The 16688-nt window shown below is 73.3% G+C and carries 18 protein-coding genes; 8 read left to right on the plus strand and 10 right to left on the minus strand.

Annotated features, from left to right (window positions below):
* The first annotated feature begins 52 nt into the window (after nucleotides 1-52).
* On the plus strand, nucleotides 53-1699 hold the full coding sequence (locus ABS735_RS35350; RefSeq protein WP_373904154.1) for a DNA repair helicase XPB: 1647 nt from the start codon (nucleotides 53-55) through the stop codon (nucleotides 1697-1699).
* 23 nt (nucleotides 1700-1722) lie between these two features.
* Here the strand turns inward: ABS735_RS35350 and ABS735_RS35355 are convergent, their stop codons facing one another.
* Nucleotides 1723-1908 (minus strand): hypothetical protein, encoded by a 186-nt coding sequence (locus ABS735_RS35355; RefSeq protein ID WP_030399360.1) that lies wholly within the window; start codon nucleotides 1906-1908, stop codon nucleotides 1723-1725.
* A 301-nt stretch (nucleotides 1909-2209) separates the two neighbouring features.
* Here ABS735_RS35355 and ABS735_RS35360 point away from each other — a divergent pair, with 301 nt between their 5' ends.
* On the plus strand, nucleotides 2210-4255 hold the full coding sequence (locus ABS735_RS35360; protein WP_373904155.1) for a HelD family protein: 2046 nt from the start codon (nucleotides 2210-2212) through the stop codon (nucleotides 4253-4255).
* 151 nt (nucleotides 4256-4406) lie between these two features.
* Here the strand turns inward: ABS735_RS35360 and ABS735_RS35365 are convergent, their stop codons facing one another.
* From ABS735_RS35365 to ABS735_RS35375, 3 genes are all read right to left on the minus strand, one after another.
* Complete coding sequence (locus ABS735_RS35365; protein ID WP_373904156.1) at nucleotides 4407-5096, minus strand: copper homeostasis protein CutC; 690 nt, start codon at nucleotides 5094-5096, stop codon at nucleotides 4407-4409.
* Between the two features lie 84 nt (nucleotides 5097-5180).
* A complete protein-coding gene (locus ABS735_RS35370; protein ID WP_373904157.1) occupies nucleotides 5181-5882 on the minus strand; it encodes a maleylpyruvate isomerase family mycothiol-dependent enzyme in 702 nt (233 codons plus the stop codon).
* Between the two features lie 33 nt (nucleotides 5883-5915).
* Nucleotides 5916-6566, minus strand: a complete 651-nt coding sequence (locus tag ABS735_RS35375) for a TetR/AcrR family transcriptional regulator (protein ID WP_373904158.1) — start codon at nucleotides 6564-6566, stop codon at nucleotides 5916-5918.
* Between the two features lie 165 nt (nucleotides 6567-6731).
* Between ABS735_RS35375 and ABS735_RS35380 the strand changes: the two genes are divergently transcribed.
* Nucleotides 6732-7403 carry an HD domain-containing protein gene (locus tag ABS735_RS35380; protein ID WP_373904159.1) on the plus strand — a complete coding sequence of 224 codons (672 nt, stop codon included), beginning with the start codon at nucleotides 6732-6734 and terminating at the stop codon, nucleotides 7401-7403.
* Between the two features lie 10 nt (nucleotides 7404-7413).
* The gene (locus ABS735_RS35385; protein ID WP_373904160.1) at nucleotides 7414-8502 is read left to right on the plus strand and encodes a GNAT family N-acetyltransferase; all 1089 of its coding nucleotides are present in this window, start codon (nucleotides 7414-7416) and stop codon (nucleotides 8500-8502) included.
* Here the strand turns inward: ABS735_RS35385 and ABS735_RS35390 are convergent.
* Complete coding sequence (locus ABS735_RS35390) at nucleotides 8484-8792, minus strand: DUF4031 domain-containing protein (RefSeq protein WP_373904161.1); 309 nt, start codon at nucleotides 8790-8792, stop codon at nucleotides 8484-8486. The two genes, ABS735_RS35385 and ABS735_RS35390, sit on opposite strands and share 19 nt — an antisense overlap.
* Before the next feature lie 10 nt (nucleotides 8793-8802).
* Nucleotides 8803-9183: a hypothetical protein gene (locus ABS735_RS35395; protein ID WP_356359536.1), complete on the minus strand. Its 381-nt coding sequence runs from the start codon at nucleotides 9181-9183 to the stop codon at nucleotides 8803-8805.
* A gap of 55 nt (nucleotides 9184-9238) precedes the next feature.
* On the opposite strand from ABS735_RS35395, the gene ABS735_RS35400 reads away from it, so the two are divergent.
* From ABS735_RS35400 to ABS735_RS35415, 4 genes are all read left to right on the plus strand, one after another.
* Complete coding sequence (locus ABS735_RS35400) at nucleotides 9239-10210, plus strand: MurR/RpiR family transcriptional regulator (RefSeq protein ID WP_373904162.1); 972 nt, start codon at nucleotides 9239-9241, stop codon at nucleotides 10208-10210.
* 123 nt (nucleotides 10211-10333) lie between these two features.
* On the plus strand, nucleotides 10334-11269 hold the full coding sequence (gene murQ / locus ABS735_RS35405; RefSeq protein WP_373904163.1) for an N-acetylmuramic acid 6-phosphate etherase: 936 nt from the start codon (nucleotides 10334-10336) through the stop codon (nucleotides 11267-11269).
* A 67-nt stretch (nucleotides 11270-11336) separates the two neighbouring features.
* Complete coding sequence (locus tag ABS735_RS35410) at nucleotides 11337-11906, plus strand: hypothetical protein (protein ID WP_373904164.1); 570 nt, start codon at nucleotides 11337-11339, stop codon at nucleotides 11904-11906.
* An 82-nt stretch (nucleotides 11907-11988) separates the two neighbouring features.
* Nucleotides 11989-12582, plus strand: a complete 594-nt coding sequence (locus ABS735_RS35415) for a TetR/AcrR family transcriptional regulator (protein ID WP_373904165.1) — start codon at nucleotides 11989-11991, stop codon at nucleotides 12580-12582.
* 12 nt (nucleotides 12583-12594) lie between these two features.
* Here the strand turns inward: ABS735_RS35415 and ABS735_RS35420 are convergent, their stop codons facing one another.
* The 4 genes from ABS735_RS35420 to ABS735_RS35435 all read right to left on the minus strand — a co-directional run bounded on the left by ABS735_RS35420 (nucleotide 12595) and on the right by ABS735_RS35435 (nucleotide 16654).
* The gene (locus ABS735_RS35420; RefSeq protein WP_373904166.1) at nucleotides 12595-12828 is read right to left on the minus strand and encodes a hypothetical protein; all 234 of its coding nucleotides are present in this window, start codon (nucleotides 12826-12828) and stop codon (nucleotides 12595-12597) included.
* A gap of 776 nt (nucleotides 12829-13604) precedes the next feature.
* Entirely contained in the window at nucleotides 13605-13952 is a 348-nt protein-coding gene (locus tag ABS735_RS35425; protein WP_373904167.1) for a hypothetical protein, read from the minus strand.
* Entirely contained in the window at nucleotides 13949-15490 is a 1542-nt protein-coding gene (locus ABS735_RS35430) for a carboxylesterase/lipase family protein (protein WP_373904168.1), read from the minus strand. Before ABS735_RS35430 ends, ABS735_RS35425 begins: the two co-directional genes overlap by 4 nt.
* 33 nt (nucleotides 15491-15523) lie before the next feature.
* A complete protein-coding gene (locus ABS735_RS35435) occupies nucleotides 15524-16654 on the minus strand; it encodes an NADH:flavin oxidoreductase (protein ID WP_373904169.1) in 1131 nt (376 codons plus the stop codon).
* Nucleotides 16655-16688 lie beyond the last annotated feature (34 nt).

Below are 16688 nucleotides of genomic sequence, written 5' to 3' on the forward strand. Positions count from 1 at the left end.
GACGTTTGGCCGAGCCGTCGTCCGGCCGTACGCACGCGAAAGGGTGCCGCCCGTGAATGGTCCGCTGATCGTCCAGTCCGACAAGACCCTGCTCCTCGAAGTCGACCACGAGCAGGCCGGCGCATGCCGTCGGGCCATCGCGCCCTTCGCCGAACTGGAGCGGGCCCCGGAGCACATCCACACCTACCGGGTGACCCCGCTGGGCCTGTGGAACGCGCGGGCGGCGGGCCACGACGCCGAGCAGGTCGTGGACGCGCTCGTCGAGTACAGCCGCTACCCGGTGCCGCACGCGCTGCTCGTCGACATCGCCGAGACGATGGACCGCTACGGCCGCCTCACCCTCTCCAAGCACCCGACGCACGGGCTGGTCCTGACGACCACCGACCGGCCGGTGCTCGAGGAGGTGCTGAAGTCGAAGCGGATCGCGCCGCTGGTCGGGGCCCGCATCGACCCCGACACGGTGGCGGTGCACCCCTCCGAGCGCGGGCAGATCAAGCAGACGCTGCTGAAGCTGGGTTGGCCGGCCGAGGACCTCGCCGGGTACGTCGACGGCGAGGCGCACCCGATCGAGCTGGCCGAGGACGGCTGGGCGCTGCGCCCGTACCAGAAGCAGGCGGTGGAGAACTTCTGGCACGGCGGCAGCGGTGTCGTCGTCCTCCCCTGCGGCGCGGGCAAGACACTGGTCGGGGCCGGTGCGATGGCGCAGGCCAGGTCGACGACGCTGATCCTGGTCACCAACACCGTCTCCGCCCGGCAGTGGAAGCACGAGCTGGTCAAGCGCACGTCGCTGACCGAGGACGAGATCGGCGAGTACAGCGGTACGCGCAAGGAGATCCGGCCGGTCACCATCGCCACGTACCAGGTGCTGACGACCCGGCGGAAGGGCGTCTACCCGCACCTGGAGCTGTTCGACTCCCGGGACTGGGGGCTGATCGTCTACGACGAGGTGCATCTGCTGCCCGCGCCGGTCTTCAAGTTCACCGCCGACCTCCAGGCCAGGCGGCGGCTCGGCCTGACCGCGACCCTGGTGCGCGAGGACGGCCGCGAGTCGGACGTGTTCTCGCTGATCGGGCCGAAGCGGTTCGACGCGCCGTGGAAGGAGATCGAGGCGCAGGGCTACATCGCGCCCGCCGACTGCGTGGAGGTCCGGGTCAACCTGACCGACTCCGAGCGGCTCGCGTACGCCACCGCCGAGACCGAGGAGAAGTACCGCTTCTGCGCGACGACCGACACCAAGCGGAAGGTGACGGAGGCGATCGTGCGGCGGTTCGCCGGGCAGCAGATCCTCGTCATCGGCCAGTACATCGACCAGCTCGACGAGCTGGGCGAGCATCTGGGCGCGCCGGTCATCAAGGGCGAGACGTCCAACGCCCAGCGGGAGAAGCTCTTCGACTCCTTCCGGCAGGGCGAGATCAGCGTGCTGGTCGTGTCGAAGGTCGCGAACTTCTCGATCGACCTGCCGGAGGCGACGGTCGCCATCCAGGTGTCGGGCACGTTCGGGTCCCGGCAGGAGGAGGCCCAGCGGCTCGGCCGGGTGCTGCGGCCGAAGGCCGACGGTCACCAGGCGCACTTCTACTCGGTCGTCGCCCGCGACACCCTCGACCAGGACTTCGCCGCCCACCGCCAGCGCTTCCTGGCGGAACAGGGCTACGCCTACCGGATCATGGACGCCGACGAGGTCCTGGCGGAGGGAAGCTGAGAGGGGTGCCGAGACCGCCGGTCTCAGTGGCGGCGGACGCCGGCCTCCTCGCCGTACTCACCGAGGATGACCACGTCGAAGGCGGCGCCCGCGAACACCCTGACGGCGCGCAGGGTGTCACCGAGCCGGTGCCGGTGGCTGCCGGCCACGGGCGTGGCACCGGACGCGCGGCCCGGTGCCGGGGCGGGGGAGATGGTTGCTGCGCTCATGTCTCCATGGTGCGACCGCCCGCCCCCGACCGGCATCGGTCTGCGGACCCAACCTCCGCCCTCCTCCGCTACGACCATGGAGGGAGCGCGTCCCCCAGCGCGGATGACGTGATCCCCTAAGGGTCGGGGCCCGGGTCGCCCTGGGAGGGCGGGAAAACAGTTGGCCCGCGCCGCGCCCCCTCCCCTAGAATCTCCGCTCTTGCCCGCCTCCCCACGGAGTGCTGCCGTCCGGACGGAAACCGGTCGGTCCACCGCGCGCGTTCCGCGCCCACCGCACCGCAGGTCATCCGGAGGCACCCCCTTGTCCACGCCCGTCCACGACGACCCCCTCTCCAGGGAACGCTCCCACCTCGCCGCGTCCCGTTCCGCCCTGCGCGCCATGCGTGAGGACGTCGAGTCCCTGGACATCACCGACGTCACCGCGAACTGGGTCAACGCCGCGGTCCTGGAAAGCCAGATCGAGCAGCGCATCAAGGCGCTGGCCGACCTCAGCGAGACCCCGCTGTTCTTCGGCCGGCTCGACTACCTGCACGCTCCGGGCGCCGAGCAGGCCGAGGGCGGGGAGGGCGAGCGCTTCTACGTCGGACGCCGGCACGTGCACGACGCGGACGGCGACCCGATGGTCATCGACTGGCGGGCGCCGGTCTCCCAGCCGTTCTACCGGGCGTCGAAGAAGGACCCGCAGGACGTCTCGCTGCGCCGCCGCTTCGGCTACACCGGCGGCGACCTGACGGCGTACGAGGACGAGCACCTGCTCGACCCGGCCGAGGCCGCGACCACCAGCAGGCTGCTCCAGCAGGAGATCGAGCGGCCCCGCGTCGGACCGATGCGGGACATCGTGGCGACGATCCAGCCCGAGCAGGACGAGATCGTGCGCGCCGGGCTGGCCGGCTCGGTCTGTGTGCAGGGCGGCCCGGGCACCGGGAAGACCGCCGTCGGCCTGCACCGGGTCGCCTACCTCCTGTACGCGCACCGCGAGCGCCTCGCCCGCACCGGCACGCTGGTCATCGGCCCGAACCGGTCCTTCCTGCACTACATCGAGCAGGTTCTCCCGGCCCTCGGCGAGCTGACGGTCCGCCAGGCCACCGTGGACGACCTGGTGGCCCACGTCGAGGTGCGCGGCACGGACGAGGCGAGGACGGCGGTGATCAAGGGCGACGCCCGGATGGCCGAGGTGCTGCGCAGGGCCCTCTACTCCCACGTCGCCCCGCCCACCGAGGGCGTCGTCGTGGTGCGCGGCTCGCGCCGCTGGCGGGTGCCGGTGTACGAGCTGGAGGAGATCGTCCGTGAGCTGCTCGCCCGTGACATCCGCTACGGCGCGGCCCGCGAGGCGCTGCCGCAGCGGGTCGCGCACGCCGTGCTGGTGCAGATGGAGCGGGCGGGCGAGGCGCCGGACGACCGGGTGCAGAACGCGGTGGCCCGCAACGCGGCCGTGAAGGCGCTGGTGAAGTCGGTCTGGCCGCAGGTCGACCCGGCCAAGCTGGTCCTGCGTCTGCTCACCGACGCGGACTTCCTCGCCGAGCACGCCGAGGGTGTCCTCACGGAGGACGAGCAGAAGGCGGTGCTGTGGGTGAAACCCGCCCGCTCGGTGAAGTCCGCCAAGTGGTCGCCCGCCGACGCCGTGCTGATCGACGAGGCGACCGACCTGATCGAGCGCACCCACTCCCTCGGGCACGTGGTCCTCGACGAGGCGCAGGACCTGTCCCCGATGCAGTACCGCGCGGTGGGCCGGCGCTGCACCACCGGCTCGGCGACCGTCCTCGGCGACCTGGCGCAGGGCACCACGCCGTGGGCGACCCGGAGCTGGGCGGAGGCGCTGGGGCACCTGGGCAAGGGCGAGGCGGTGGTCGAGGAGCTGACGGCCGGTTTCCGCGTGCCGACGGACGTCATCGCGTACGCGTCCCGGCTGCTGCCGCACATCGCGCCGGGCCTGACGCCGGTGGCGTCGATCCGCGAGAACCCGGGCTTCTTCGACATCCGTACGGCCGCCGACGGGTCGGCCGACGTGGTGGCGGCGTGCCGTGAGCTGCTGGAGCGGGAGGGCTCGGTCGGGCTCATCGCCGCCGACGCGCGGGTGCCGGAGCTGGCGGCGGCCCTGGCGGCGGCCGGGATCGGCCACGTCGGCCCCGGCGAGGAGACCACCCACGCCACCCGCCTGACCCTGGTCCCGGCCTCGCTGGCCAAGGGCCTGGAGTACGACTACGTGGTCCTGGACGAGCCACAGGCCGTGGTCGACGGCGAGCCCGACGAACGGACGGGCCTGCGCCGCCTGTACGTGGCCCTGACCCGCGCGGTCTCGGGGCTCATCGTGACCCACGGCACGGGGTTGCCACCGCAGCTGGCGTGAGCTGCGGGCAGCCGCTCACCGCCGCGCCGCTGCGGGCAGTCGTGCCGCTGGGGCGGCACGGGTGGGCGCAGCGGCACCCCGCCAACGCGGGGGGCGAGTGACGCCCACCCCTCGCGAGCACCAGTGCGGGCGCACAGCCCTGGCCGAACGCTCAGTGACCGAGCACCCGCCGCCACTCCGACACCGCGTCCGCCGACACCGGCCCGCCCCACCCGGCGGGCCGGGCCGCGCCGCCGATGTGGAAGCCGTCGATCCCCGCGTCCAGCAGCCCGGGCACGTGCTCCAGCCGCAGGCCACCGCCCACCAGCAGCTGCTGCTCGTACCCCGGCTCCCCTCGCCGCCGCGCCTCCGCGAGCAGCACGTTCAGGCCCTCGTCCACGCCACCGGCCGCCCCGGCCGTCAGATACGTGTCGAGGCCCGGGAAGTCCGCGAGCTGCTTGCGCAGCGCGTCCCGGTTCGCGGCGCGGTCGATCGCACGGTGGAACGTCCACCGGCACCCGTCCAGCACCTCGGCGATGCGCTCCACCGCCTTGAGGTCCACGTCGCCCTCGGCGTCCAGGAACCCCAGCACGAACTGCGTGGCCCCGGCCTCCCGCATCTCACCGGCGACGCGTGCCAGACGCTCGACGTCACCGGCGGCGAACCCGTCCGCGAGCCGCAGCATCACCCGTACGTCGATGTCGACGGCGGCACGGATCGCGGCGACGGTCGCGGCCGACGGGGTGAGTCCGTCGGCCGCAATGTCGGTGACCAGTTCGAGGCGATCCGCGCCTCCGGCCTGGGCGGCGACCGCGTCCTCGACGTCGAGGGCGATCACCTCCAGGACTGCACGCTTGCTCATGGGACCCCATTCGTCGGCCTGCTACAGGTCTAGTCCAATACCAGACTACGCCCCGATGGCAGACCAGGGTGCCCGCGTCGCCGCCTAGCCGCCGAAGATGTTCAGCTCCGCCGCCTCCACCCCGGCCAGCTCGTACCCCGTCGCACCGTTCGCGCCGTCCGTTCCGTCCAGGGGGCGGCCCGCGTAGAGCCGTACGAGGGTGGCGGCATCGCCGATGTAACGGCCCGGCGGCCGCTCGCCGCTCGCCTCGCCCAGCTTCAGCGGCTCGTCGAGGTCGTCGAGGTCGGCGTGGAGCGGCACGTGACCGCGCGCCCGGGTGACCGTGCCGAGCAGCGCGAGCGCCTCCGGCAGCCCGCGCCCCGCGTACGCCCCCGGCTCGCCGAAGGCCACCCGCACATCACCGGCGTGCACCCACTCGCCCAGTGCGACGGCGTCCAGCGCACCGCCCGCCCGGGCGATCACCGGTCCGGCCTCGGTCATGCCGCGTTCCAGTTCGTCGACGATGCGGGCGTTGCCCCAGTCGGCGCGTTCGGCGATGTCGCGGTCGTTGGACTCGGGCGAGAAGACGCCCTCCTCGAAGCGTTTCTCCACCACCCGGATCAGTGCGCTGGAGCAGTGCGCCAGCACGTCGCGCACGGTCCAGCCCGGACACGCGACCACCGGCAGCGCGAAGTCGGCGTCCGCGCGGGAGCGCAGCAGGGGCACCAGTTCGTCGCGTTCGAGGGTCAGCAGCCGGCCGGGCAGCTCGGGGTCGCGTACGTCGTGCAGGTCTGCGGGAGTCGTCATGGACTCCACGTTAGGGCCGGGCCCCTTGCGTGGTCAGCGTTCCAGCAGGTCCTCGAGTTCGGCGGCGAAGAGAAGGGCGGGGTCGAAGCCCATGCCGGTGAACTGACCGGCGAGTTCCAGGGACAGGACGCCGTGCAGCCGGGACCAGAAGGACAGGGCGCGGTGGAGCGCCGGGGAGGGTGCCGGGCTGTCGCCCGCCCACTGCCGGTGGTCTTCGAGGTGCACGTCGAACGCTCCGGCGGTGCCGTCCGACGAGGGCAGTGCGGCACAGGCGTCGACGATGACCGCCATGGTCTCGGCGGCGATCCCGGTGATGTCGCCCGGCGCGTGGTAACCGGGGACGGGAGTGCCGTGGATGAGGAAGTAGCGCTGCGGGTCGTCCAGGGCCCAGGCACGCAGGGCGTGCGCGAGGCCGGCCAGGTCGGCGCCGGACTCGGCGGCCGCCCGGAAGGCGTCGGCCTGGCTGCGGTAGGCGTCCCGGACGAGTTCCGTGATCAGCTCGTCGCGGCCGTCGAAGTACCGGTAGAGCGCGGGCCCGCTCATGCCCATCCGCTTGGCGATCGCGTTGAGGGAGAGCGCGGATGCCCCTGCCGTGGCGATCTGCTCCCACGCGTGTTCCTTGATCTCCGCGCGCACCTGGGTGCGGTACCGCTCGCGCGGGGTGCTCGTGCGCGGCTCCGGCATGGTCCTCCGCCACCTCTCGGCTCTCGCCCGGCTCGCCCGGCCGGGAATCCAGGGATCGCTGAACTCCTGGATCGCTGGATCGCTGAGTCGCTGAATCGCTGAATCGCTGAATCGCTGGAAAATCGGTTAGAAGCTATCACGATCATTATCTGGAAGAATGCGCCCATGGCCGACCCCGCCGCCCTCGACGCCCTGCGTTCGCGCTTCACCCACGCCGTGGCGGGAGCCACCGCTCCCGGCGCCGCCCTCGACCCCGCGCCGTACGCCGACAACCTGCTCGCCCGCTGGCGGGAGCCCCAGCGGCGCTACCACACCCTCGCGCACCTCACCGCGGTCCTGGACCACGTCGACGTCCTGGCGGAGCACGCCGACGACGTGGACGTCGTACGCCTCGCCGCCTGGTTCCACGACGCCGTCTACCAGCCCGACCGGTCCGAGAACGAGGAGCGCTCGGCCCGGCTCGCCGAGCGCGCGCTGCCCGAGGCCGGGGTTCCGGCGGAGAAGACCGCCGAGGTGGCCCGGCTGGTCCGGCTCACCGTCACCCACGACCCGGCCGGCGACGACCGCGACGGGCAGGTGCTGTGCGACGCGGACCTGGCCGTCCTCGCCTCGCCGCCGTCGGCGTACGCGGCGTACACGGCGGCCGTCCGCGAGGAGTACCACTTCGTCCCGAACGAGGCCTTCCGCGAGGGCCGGGCCGCGATCCTGCGCCAGCTCCTCGACCTGCCCACCCTGTTCCACACCCCGCACGGACGGCGGGAGTGGGAGGCGACCGCCCGCCACAACCTCACCGGCGAGCTGGAAATGCTGTCGCTCCCGGACACCCCGGACGTCTAGCCTGCCCGGCATGCGAAGCATGGGCGGGGAACAGGTGGAAGAGGCCGTCGCGGGCGCCGTCGCGCTGCTGCGGACGGCGACGGACCGGAACTGGGCCGAGACGCGGGCCGGACGGCTCGAATGGGACTGCCGGTACACGGCGGAGCACATCGCGAGCGACCTCATCGCCTACGCCGGTCAGCTGGCCGGACGCGCCACCGAGGCGTACGTCCCCTTCGAGCTCACCCTGGACGAGGGCACCGGCAACGAGGACGTGCTGCAGGTGATCGAGACGACCGGCGCGCTGCTCGCCGCCACCGTCCGCACCACCCCGCGCGAGGTCCGGGCCTTCCACCCGTACCCCTTCCGCAGCGTGAACCGCGAGGGCTTCGCCGCGATGGGGATCACCGAGGTGCTGCTGCACACCCACGACATCGCCGAGGGCCTCGGGCTGGTCTACGAACCGTCCGCCGAGCTGTGCGCGGACCTCCTCGCCCGGATCTTCCCGCACGTCCAGCCCGGCGCCGGCCCCTGGCGCACCCTGCTGTGGGCCACCGGACGCGGTGACCTGCCCGGACGCGCCCCGGTCACCGAGTGGCGCTGGCGCAACAACCTGGTGGTCCCGGCCGAACGGCTCACCCTCCAGGGCGTCTCGCCCGCCGCCGCCACCGACCTCGCCGCGGGCGGTGACGGCGGCTTCGCGTGGGTCGACGGCGGGCCCTTCCAGGGCACGCGGGACGCCGCCGGAATGCTGCTGAAGGCCTACGAGGCGGGTACGCACCGGCCGGAGTGGGGTGTCTTCGTGCTCGTACGGCGCGAGGACGGGCGCGCGGTCGGCGGCATGGGTTTCCACGGGGCGCCGGACGAGGACGGCCGGGTGGAGATCGGCTACGACCTCGCCGAGGCGGCCCGGGGCAACGGTTACGCGACCGAGGGGCTGCGCGCGCTGTCCGCGTGGGCGCTGGCCCGGGACGAGGTGACGTCCGTGTTCGCGACGACCGAGCCGGAGAACACCGCGTCGCAGGCCGTCATCGTGCGTGCCGGGTTCACCCGGGTCGCCGGGGAGTCCTCCGAGGGCGGCGAGGGCGCCGAGCAGTTCGCCTACGAGCTGCGCGGCTGAGCACCGGAGCCGGGACCGCCCTCGGCGCCGGAAGAACCCTTGCGGCGGCGCAGTCCCGCCCCGTGCAGCAGCCGCACGACCTCGCGGCTGCTGACCTCCAGCGCGCCGGCGGACACCGCGTCGGCGTACCGGTGGGCGGGCAGGTCGTAGTGGTCGCGCTCGAAGGCGCGGCGCGGCACGCCCAGGGTCGCGGCGAAGGCGTGCAGTTCGGCGTAGGAGGCGTCGCTGACCAGGTGCGACCAGAGGCGGCCGTGGCCCGGCCAGGTCGGCGGGTCGATGTAGAGGGTCATCGGAGGATCCTCATGAAGAGGCGCCGCCGGTGGCCGCGCCCAGTGAGCCGACCGCCGCGACCTTCACGCCGGCCTTGCCGCACACCCAGTGCGGGTCGGGACCCAGCTCGGGCTCGACGTCCAGCGCGTGCGGGTCGCCGGAACCGCACACCGGGCACAGGGGCCAGCGGCCGTACCGCTCCAGCAGGGCGTCCTGCACGTCCTGCGCGACCAGCCCCGCCACGAACTCCGCGCCCTCGGGCCACTGCTCGACCCACCAGCGCCGCTGCACCACGGACTCCTCGACCAGCGAGACGACGTCCGGTTCGGCGACCTCGCCCGCCACCAGGTCGGCGAGCACGAGGGCGCGCGCGGCGTGCAGCGCCTGCTCCAGGGGGCTGATGGGGTTCATGCACCCATTGTGCGCACTCTTGACCCGCAGACCGAAACGAAAATATCTTTCATGAGTGACCGATGAAGTGAAGGAAACTTTCGCAAGCGCTTCCGGGGGCCGCCGTGCCGCCGGTGGCGGGAGCGCTCCACCCGCGCCCGCCGCCCTCGCGGCCAAGGTTCGCACCCTGGCGCCGTCGATGACGCGGTCCATGCAGCGGGTCGCCGAGGCCGTCGCGGGCGACCCGGCCGGCTGCGCGGCCCTCACGGTCACCGGCCTGGCCGAGCTGACCGGCACCAGCGAGGCGACCGTCGTACGCACCGCCCGGCTGCTCGGCTACCCGGGCTACCGCGATCTGCGCCTCGCGCTCGCCGGACTCGCCGCACAGCAGCAGTCCGGCCGCGCGCCCGCCATCACCACCGACATCGCGGTCGACGACCCGATCGCCGACGTGGTCGCCAAGCTGGCCTACGACGAGCAGCAGACCCTCGCGGACACTGCCGCCGGTCTCGACACCGTCCAGCTCGGCGCGGCCGTCGCCGCCCTGGCCGCCGCCCGGCGCACCGACGTGTACGGCATCGGCGCCTCCAACCTGGTCGCCCAGGATCTCACCCAGAAGATGCTGCGCATAGGGCTCATAGCCCACGCCCCGGGCGACCCGCACCTCGCCGTCACCAACGCGGTGCAGCTGCACGCCGGGGACGTGGCCCTGGCGATCACGCACTCCGGCTCGACGGGGGACGTCATCGAACCGCTGCGGGTCGCCTTCGAGCGCGGCGCGACGACCATCGCCATCACCGGCCGCCCCGACAGCCCCGTCACCCAGTACGCCGACCACGTGCTGACCACGTCCACGGCCCGGGAGAGCGAGCTGCGGCCGGCGGCGATGTCGTCGCGGACCAGTCAGCTGCTGGTCGTGGACTGCCTGTTCGTGGGGGTGGCGCAGCGGACGTACGAGTCGGCGGCGCCGGCGTTGGCGGCGTCGTACGAGGCGTTGGCGCATCGGCACGGGGCGCTCCGCGCGGGCGCGGGGGACCGTAGGGCTTGATCATCGTGGGTGGCTGCGGGCCGGGTGCGGCTGGTCGCGCCCACGCGGCGGAGCCGCACATCGATACAGCCCCGCGCCCCCAGGCAAGTACAGACACCGCAAGTTGAAAAGGGCCGCATCTTCATGACCTCCACCCCCCATCACCCCGACCTCCGTTCCCAGTTGGAGACGCTGACCACCGAGGCGTTCCGGCCGGAGCTGGCCGAGATCGATCGGCTGCCCACCCTCGACATCGCGCGGCTGATGAACGGCGAGGACGCCACCGTGCCCGCCGCCGTCGCCGAGCGGCTGCCCGAGATCGCCGCCGCCATCGACGCCGTGGCCGCCCGCATGGCGCGCGGCGGGCGGCTGATCTACGCGGGCGCCGGTACGGCCGGCCGGCTCGGCGTGCTGGACGCCTCGGAGTGCCCGCCCACCTTCAACACCGCCCCCGGGCAGGTCGTCGGCCTGATCGCGGGCGGCCCGGACGCCATGGTCACCTCCATCGAGGGCGCCGAGGACTCTCCCGAGCTGGCCCGAGCCGACCTGGACGCCCTCGCCCTGACCGCCGACGACACGGTGGTCGGCGTCTCCGCCTCCGGCCGCACCCCGTACGCCGTCGGCGCCGTCGAGCACGCCCGCTCGCTCGGCGCCCTGACCGTCGGCCTCGCCTGCAACCGGGACAGCGCCCTGGCCGCCGCCGCCGAGCACGGCATCGAGGTGGTCTCCGGTCCGGAGCTGCTCACCGGCTCGACGCGGCTCAAAGCGGGCACGGCGCAGAAGCTGGTCCTGAACATGCTGTCGACGATCACGATGGTCCGGCTCGGCAAGACCTACGGGAACCTGATGGTCGACGTCCGCGCCTCCAACGAGAAGCTGCGCGCCCGCTCGCGCCGCATCGTCGCACTCGCCACCGGCGCCGCCGACGACGACATCGAGCGCGCGCTGACGGCGACCGACGGCGAGGTCAAGCACGCGATCCTGGTCCTGCTGGCCGACGTGGACGGCCCGACGGCCGCCCGCCTCCTGGAGCAGTCCGGCGGCCACCTGCGGGCGGCGCTGACGGCGGCGCACGACTGACCGCCTCACCACCTCCCGTCCGGCCGCACGCCCGGGGCCGTCGGCGCCGTGTGCGATTCTGAGGAACATGAACCACGCCCAGCTGACCGCCCTGGGCCGCGCCCTGCGTCTCCTCGGTGAGCACGGCGAGGCCCTGACGGCGGACACCCCGGAGGCCAAGCTCCACGAGGTCCGCGCGGACCTGAAGCGCGCTCTGGACCAGCTGGAGGAGAGCGTCACGACGACGGCCCCCAGCACCCGCTGCCCCGAGCACCCGAACGGCCCGGTCGACAAGGCCGCCCCCGACCTGTGCCTCCTGTGCGAAACCCGCCGGCGCACGGCCCGCCGCGCCGAGTACAACGGCGGCCCGGTGCCACCCCGGCACACCGAACCGGTCCAGTCCCGCTACGGTGTCCGGGGCGACCGGCCGCAGCCCCAGCAGCGCTGGCTGCCCGAGCTGTGGAACGGCCAGGCCTGGCAGCTGTGCGGCACCCCGCGCCGCGACCGCCGCGAGGCCGAGCTGTACATCGCGGCCCAGCTGCGCGGCCCGCGCGCCGCGATGGCGTACCGGCTCGTCCACGAGTTCACGGACTACGAGGTGCTGCGGGTGTGGGGCACGCCGGTACGGGTGGACATCGAGCCGATGGGCGGCCTCTGACCCGGCTTTCATCACTTCACACGTAGTACTCTGCCCGGAGTGCTACGAAGCCGAGCGCGCACCTGGAGCCTGGAGCCGGAACATGGTGAGACGGAACGACCAGCGCCGCGCCGCCCTCGTCGACGCCGCGATCGAGGTGCTGGCCGCGCAGGGCGCCCGGGGTCTGACCTTCCGGGCGGTGGACACGGAGGCCGCCGTGCCGGCCGGCACCGCGTCCAACTACTTCGCGAACCGCGACGACCTGCTCACGCAGGCGGGCGCCCGCGTCTACGAGCGCCTGCACCCCGACGAGGCCACCATCGCCCGCCAGCGCACGGCCGGCCGCGACCGGGACACCTACGTCCAGCTGATGCGTGAACTGGTCGACCGCATCGCCTCGTTCCGCACCGGCTACCTCGCTCTGCTGGAACTGCGCCTGGAGGCCACCCGGCGCCCCGAACTGCGCGCGGTGCTGACCGCACGCGTCCGCGAGGACGTCGCCGCCAACGTCGCCTACCACGAGGCGTCGGGCCTCCCCGGTGACGCCACGGCCGTCAAGCTGCTCATCCTCGCCCTGAACTGGCTGATCGTCGAACAGCTCACCCTGCCGGACGTGTTCACCGAGGAGGAGCGGGACCAGCTGGTGACGGCGGCGGTCGAACGCATCGTGGTGCCGGACGGGCCGGGCCGCGGCTGATCCCCCGCCTGGTCAGATCTGGTTCTCGCCGCCGTCGACGTAGAGCTTCTCCTGGACGGAGGACGTGTTCTCCCCGCCGAAGAGGTTGGCGATCCCGGGGGTGTCGACCGGCCCCGGGAAGATCGCGTTGACCCGGACGCCACGCCCCCTCCTCGGTGATCTCCTCCAGCGGCACGAGCGAGGCGGTCGCCGCGTCGGCGAAGACCACATCCAGGCCCACGCCTGGTCGGTCTTCGCCGACGGCATCAAGGCAGCCCCGGCTCCCACGTGACCGTGGGGGCCACTCGCTTCCTTGCCAGTGTCGTGCCTCCACGACCCGAGTAAAGGGCGCTGCGCGTCGGCTCCGCCGATGGCCCTGCGGGCCACCCTTGACTCGGCTCGCTCCAGCACGAGGGAGAAGCGAGCGAGCGGCCCGGAAAGGCGGGTGGCCGAGGCCCGCCGGTCCCTCAGGCCGGCCACCCAGTCCCCGGCACGAGGGAACGCGTCAGCACCTCGCACGCACGCCGGGCCGCCTCAGCGTCCGACGCCCGGTGGGTGATTCCGTCTCGGCACGAAAGCCCTCGGGCGGGGACCCCTCTCAAAAACCGAGGACAAAAACGCGATTTTGTCCTCGGCTTTTGGAAGGGGTCCCCCACCCACCGGGCGGCAGACGCCGAGCCCACCCGGCGTGCCGACGAGGCGCCGACGCGCCCCTCACGCCGGGTGACCGGGCAACCCGCCCAAGGGACCGGCCCACCCGGGACACCCACCCTCCCCCGGCCGCCCGCACGCTTCTCACCCGTGCTGGAGCGAGCCGGGTCAGGGACACCCACCCTCCCCCGGCCGCCCGCACGCTTCTCACCCGTGCTGGAGCGAGCCGGGTCAAGGGTGACCCGAAGGGTCATCGCCGAAGGCGACGCGCAGCGACAGCGGAGCGCCCTTGACGCGGCTCGCGGAAGCACGACACTGACCAAGAAGCGGGCGGCCCCACAGCCACTCCTCCAACACGCGCCGCCTCCGGCCCACGGCCCACGGCCCACGACTCAGACGCGGCGGCGTTTCAGGCCCAGGTGGGCGGTGGCCACGGCCAGGCCGGTCAAGCCGTACGCCAGCCACCAGCCTCCGGCCCGGTAGTCGTCCGTCGCCTCCTCGTCCTGCGCCTTCTTCTGCTGCTCGTACGTCCGCGTGCCCGCCGAGCGGCCGTCGGTGAAGTCGTACAGGTCGCACGTCTCCCCCGGCTTCATGGGGCCGGAGCGCTCCGCGTCGCCGTACTCCTCGATGATGCCGTCGCACTGCGGCGTGCCGTCGGCGGTCGCCGCCTCGGTGAGGAAGTACACGCCGACGACGACCGGTACGACGAACAGGCCCAGCAGGAGACCCCGGAAAGTCACGCCTGCGGACCCAGCAGCGGCAGGGGCGCGAACTCGTACCCCTCCCACAGGCGTCGGGAGGTCTCCTCCGGGTACGGCGCGACCGTCGGCTCGGCGTCCAGGACCTGGACCAGGCGCCGTTCCGTGTCGTACGCGGGCCAGCCCGGGTCGCCGGTGCGGGCGAACGCGGTCCAGGAGGAGCGGAAGCGGGCGGACAGGGCAAGTGCCTCCTCGGACGGCTCCGCGCCGGCGAACTGGAGGAGCGCCAGGCTCTCCTGGAAGGTGCCGAAGAGGAGGGGGATGTCCAGGGCGTGACAGGCGCCCAGGGCGCCGCCCTGCGCCGGGGCCGGCCAGGTGAGTTCGTAGACGTGGGCCCGGCCTCCGCCCGCGAGGTGGGCCTCGGCCAGGTGCAGGGTGGGCATGGCGAACACCCAGTCGGTCTGGACGCGTTCGTAGAGGTCGTTCGCGGAGGCGTCGGGGAACGCGGTGCGGTAGGCCGCCTCGCCGCCCGGCGCGTTGCGGCGCAAGGAGGCACTCGCGCGGGCCTCGTCGATTTGGCCCAGCTTGCCTGCCATCGCCGTGAACAGGCGGTTCTCGTCGCGGTTGTGACCGACGATCAGTGCGACGTCGCGGGCCGCGCCGGACGCGAGCGCCCGCCAGGGGGTGACCGGCAGCACTTCGCCGTCCACGACCGGGGCGTACGGGGTCATCGTGGACACCGCCTGGCCCCAACGGGCGGCGTGGCCGGGCATCTTCGCGGTGAGGGCCTGGCCGGCCTTGACGAGTTGGTCCGGAGCGACGCCCGAGAGGTCCGCGACGGTCGGGCGCAGGCCGATCTCGGCGGCGAAGGCGGCGCCGATGTCCCGGGCGAGTTCGTCGGAGAAGAACGTGCCCGGCACGCTCTGGGCGATGGCCCGCCGGAAGAGTCCGGCCGCGCGGGGTATGGCCAGCAGGGAGGCCACGGAACCGGCGCCCGCCGACTCGCCGAAGACGGTGACCTGGTCGGGGTCCCCGCCGAACGCGGCGATGTTGTCCTGCACCCAGGCCAGCGCCGCCACCTGGTCGAGCAGGCCCCGGTTGGCGGGGGCGCCCTCGATGTGGGCGAAACCCTCCATGCCGACGCGGTAGTTGAGGGTGACGACGACGAGGTCGCCGTCGGCGGCGATGCGGCGGGCGTCGTAGGCGGGGCTGCCGGAGTGGCCGAGTTTGTAGGCGCCGCCGTAGATCCAGACCATGACCGGTCGGTGGGCGGCCGGGTCGGGGGCGGGGGTCCAGACGTTGACCGTCAGCCAGTCGTCGCCCTCGGGGACGTCCGGGGGGCCGACGGTGCCCGCGACGCCGAGGTCCTGCGGGGGCGGCGGGCCGAAGGCGTACGCGTCGCGAACGCCGTCCCAGGGGCGGGGGCGGCGCGGCGCGGCGAACCGGGCCTCTCCCACCGGGGGTTGGGCGAACGGAATGCCGCGGAAGACGGTCAGGCCGTCCTCCGTCCGGCCGCGCACCGCGCCGCAGGCGGTGCGCACCACGGGTTCCACTGACTCGACGGGTCCAGGGATCGTCATCCTCCGGACCCTACGCCGTGGTGCGCACCGCGCTCAGATCAGGGTCTTCAGCGACGCCGCGTCGTACGGGGCGAGTTCGTCGAAGCGGCCGGCAAGCACCTTCTCGGCCCACCGCGGGTCCTGGAGCAGCGCGCGGCCGACGGCGACGAGGTCGAACTCGTCGCGTTCCATGCGGTCGAGGAGGTTGTCGATGCTGCGGACGGGGGCGCCCTCGCCCTGGAAGGCCTTGTTGAAGTCGCCGTCGAGGCCGACCGAGCCGACGGTGATGGCGGGCCTGCCGGTGAGCTTCTTGGTCCAGCCGGCGAGGTTCAGGTCCGAGTCCTCGAACTCGGGGAGCCAGTAGCGGCGGGTGGAGGCGTGGAAGGCGTCGACACCGGCCGACGCGAGCGGGGCGAGGACGGCCTCCAGCTCCTCGGGGGTCTCGGCGAGGCGGGCGTCGTAGGCCTCCTGCTTCCACTGGGAGTACCGGAAGATGACGGGGAAGTCGGCGGAGACCGTCTCCCGTACGGCGGCCACGATCTCGGCGGCGAACCTCGCCCGGGCCACGGGGTCGCCGCCGTAGGCGTCGGTGCGGCGGTTGGTGCCGGACCACAGGAACTGGTCGACGAGGTAGCCGTGGGCGCCGTGGATCTCCACGCCGTCGAAGCCGATGCGCTCGGCGGCCGCGGCGGCCTCGGCGAAGGCGCCGACGACGTCGTCCACGTCACGCTGGGTCATCGCGGTACCGGTGGGCTCGTCCTCGCCGATGCGCAGGCCGGACGGGCCGACGGCGGGGGCGTCCGCGTAGGGCGGCTGACCGGCCTTGCGCACCATGCCGATGTGCCACAGCTGCGGCACGATCGTGCCGCCCGCCGCGTGCACCGCCCCGGCGACCTTCGCCCATCCGGCGAGCTGCTCCTCGCCGTGGAAGCGCGGCACGCGGTCGCTCTGCCCGGCCGAGTCGTGGCCGACGTACGTGCCCTCGGTGACGATCAGTCCGACGCCGGCGGCGGCGCGGCGGGAGTAGTACGAGACCACGTTCTCGCCGGGGACGCCGCCCGGGGAGAACATCCGGGTCATCGGCGCCATCGCGATGCGGTTGGGCACGGTGAGGCCGTTGATCGTGGCGGGGCGGGCGAGGAGCTGGGCGGCGCGGGTGGCGGCCTCGGCGGGGGTGACGGTCACGTGGGATCTCCTAAGTAGGTACCGGGCGGTATGT

This window comes from Streptomyces sp. MMCC 100, assembly GCF_041538145.2.
Taxonomy (GTDB): Bacteria; Actinomycetota; Actinomycetes; order Streptomycetales; family Streptomycetaceae; genus Streptomyces.

What these genes read in the sequence shown, in the direction of transcription:
- ABS735_RS35370 (WP_373904157.1), bottom strand. Translation starts at nt 5,882, where the DNA reads ATGACGACTCCCGCAGACCTGCACGACGTACGCGACCCCGAGCTGCCC.
- ABS735_RS35365 (WP_373904156.1), bottom strand. Translation starts at nt 5,096, where the DNA reads ATGAGCAAGCGTGCAGTCCTGGAGGTGATCGCCCTCGACGTCGAGGAC.
- ABS735_RS35375 (WP_373904158.1), bottom strand. Translation starts at nt 6,566, where the DNA reads ATGCCGGAGCCGCGCACGAGCACCCCGCGCGAGCGGTACCGCACCCAG.
- ABS735_RS35395 (WP_356359536.1), bottom strand. Translation starts at nt 9,183, where the DNA reads ATGAACCCCATCAGCCCCCTGGAGCAGGCGCTGCACGCCGCGCGCGCC.
- ABS735_RS35380 (WP_373904159.1), top strand. Translation starts at nt 6,732, where the DNA reads ATGGCCGACCCCGCCGCCCTCGACGCCCTGCGTTCGCGCTTCACCCAC.
- ABS735_RS35385 (WP_373904160.1), top strand. Translation starts at nt 7,414, where the DNA reads ATGCGAAGCATGGGCGGGGAACAGGTGGAAGAGGCCGTCGCGGGCGCC.
- ABS735_RS35410 (WP_373904164.1), top strand. Translation starts at nt 11,337, where the DNA reads ATGAACCACGCCCAGCTGACCGCCCTGGGCCGCGCCCTGCGTCTCCTC.
- murQ (WP_373904163.1), top strand. Translation starts at nt 10,334, where the DNA reads ATGACCTCCACCCCCCATCACCCCGACCTCCGTTCCCAGTTGGAGACG.
- ABS735_RS35430 (WP_373904168.1), bottom strand. Translation starts at nt 15,490, where the DNA reads ATGACGATCCCTGGACCCGTCGAGTCAGTGGAACCCGTGGTGCGCACC.
- ABS735_RS35415 (WP_373904165.1), top strand. Translation starts at nt 11,989, where the DNA reads ATGGTGAGACGGAACGACCAGCGCCGCGCCGCCCTCGTCGACGCCGCG.
- ABS735_RS35420 (WP_373904166.1), bottom strand. Translation starts at nt 12,828, where the DNA reads ATGCCGTCGGCGAAGACCGACCAGGCGTGGGCCTGGATGTGGTCTTCG.
- ABS735_RS35390 (WP_373904161.1), bottom strand. Translation starts at nt 8,792, where the DNA reads ATGACCCTCTACATCGACCCGCCGACCTGGCCGGGCCACGGCCGCCTC.
- ABS735_RS35355 (WP_030399360.1), bottom strand. Translation starts at nt 1,908, where the DNA reads ATGAGCGCAGCAACCATCTCCCCCGCCCCGGCACCGGGCCGCGCGTCC.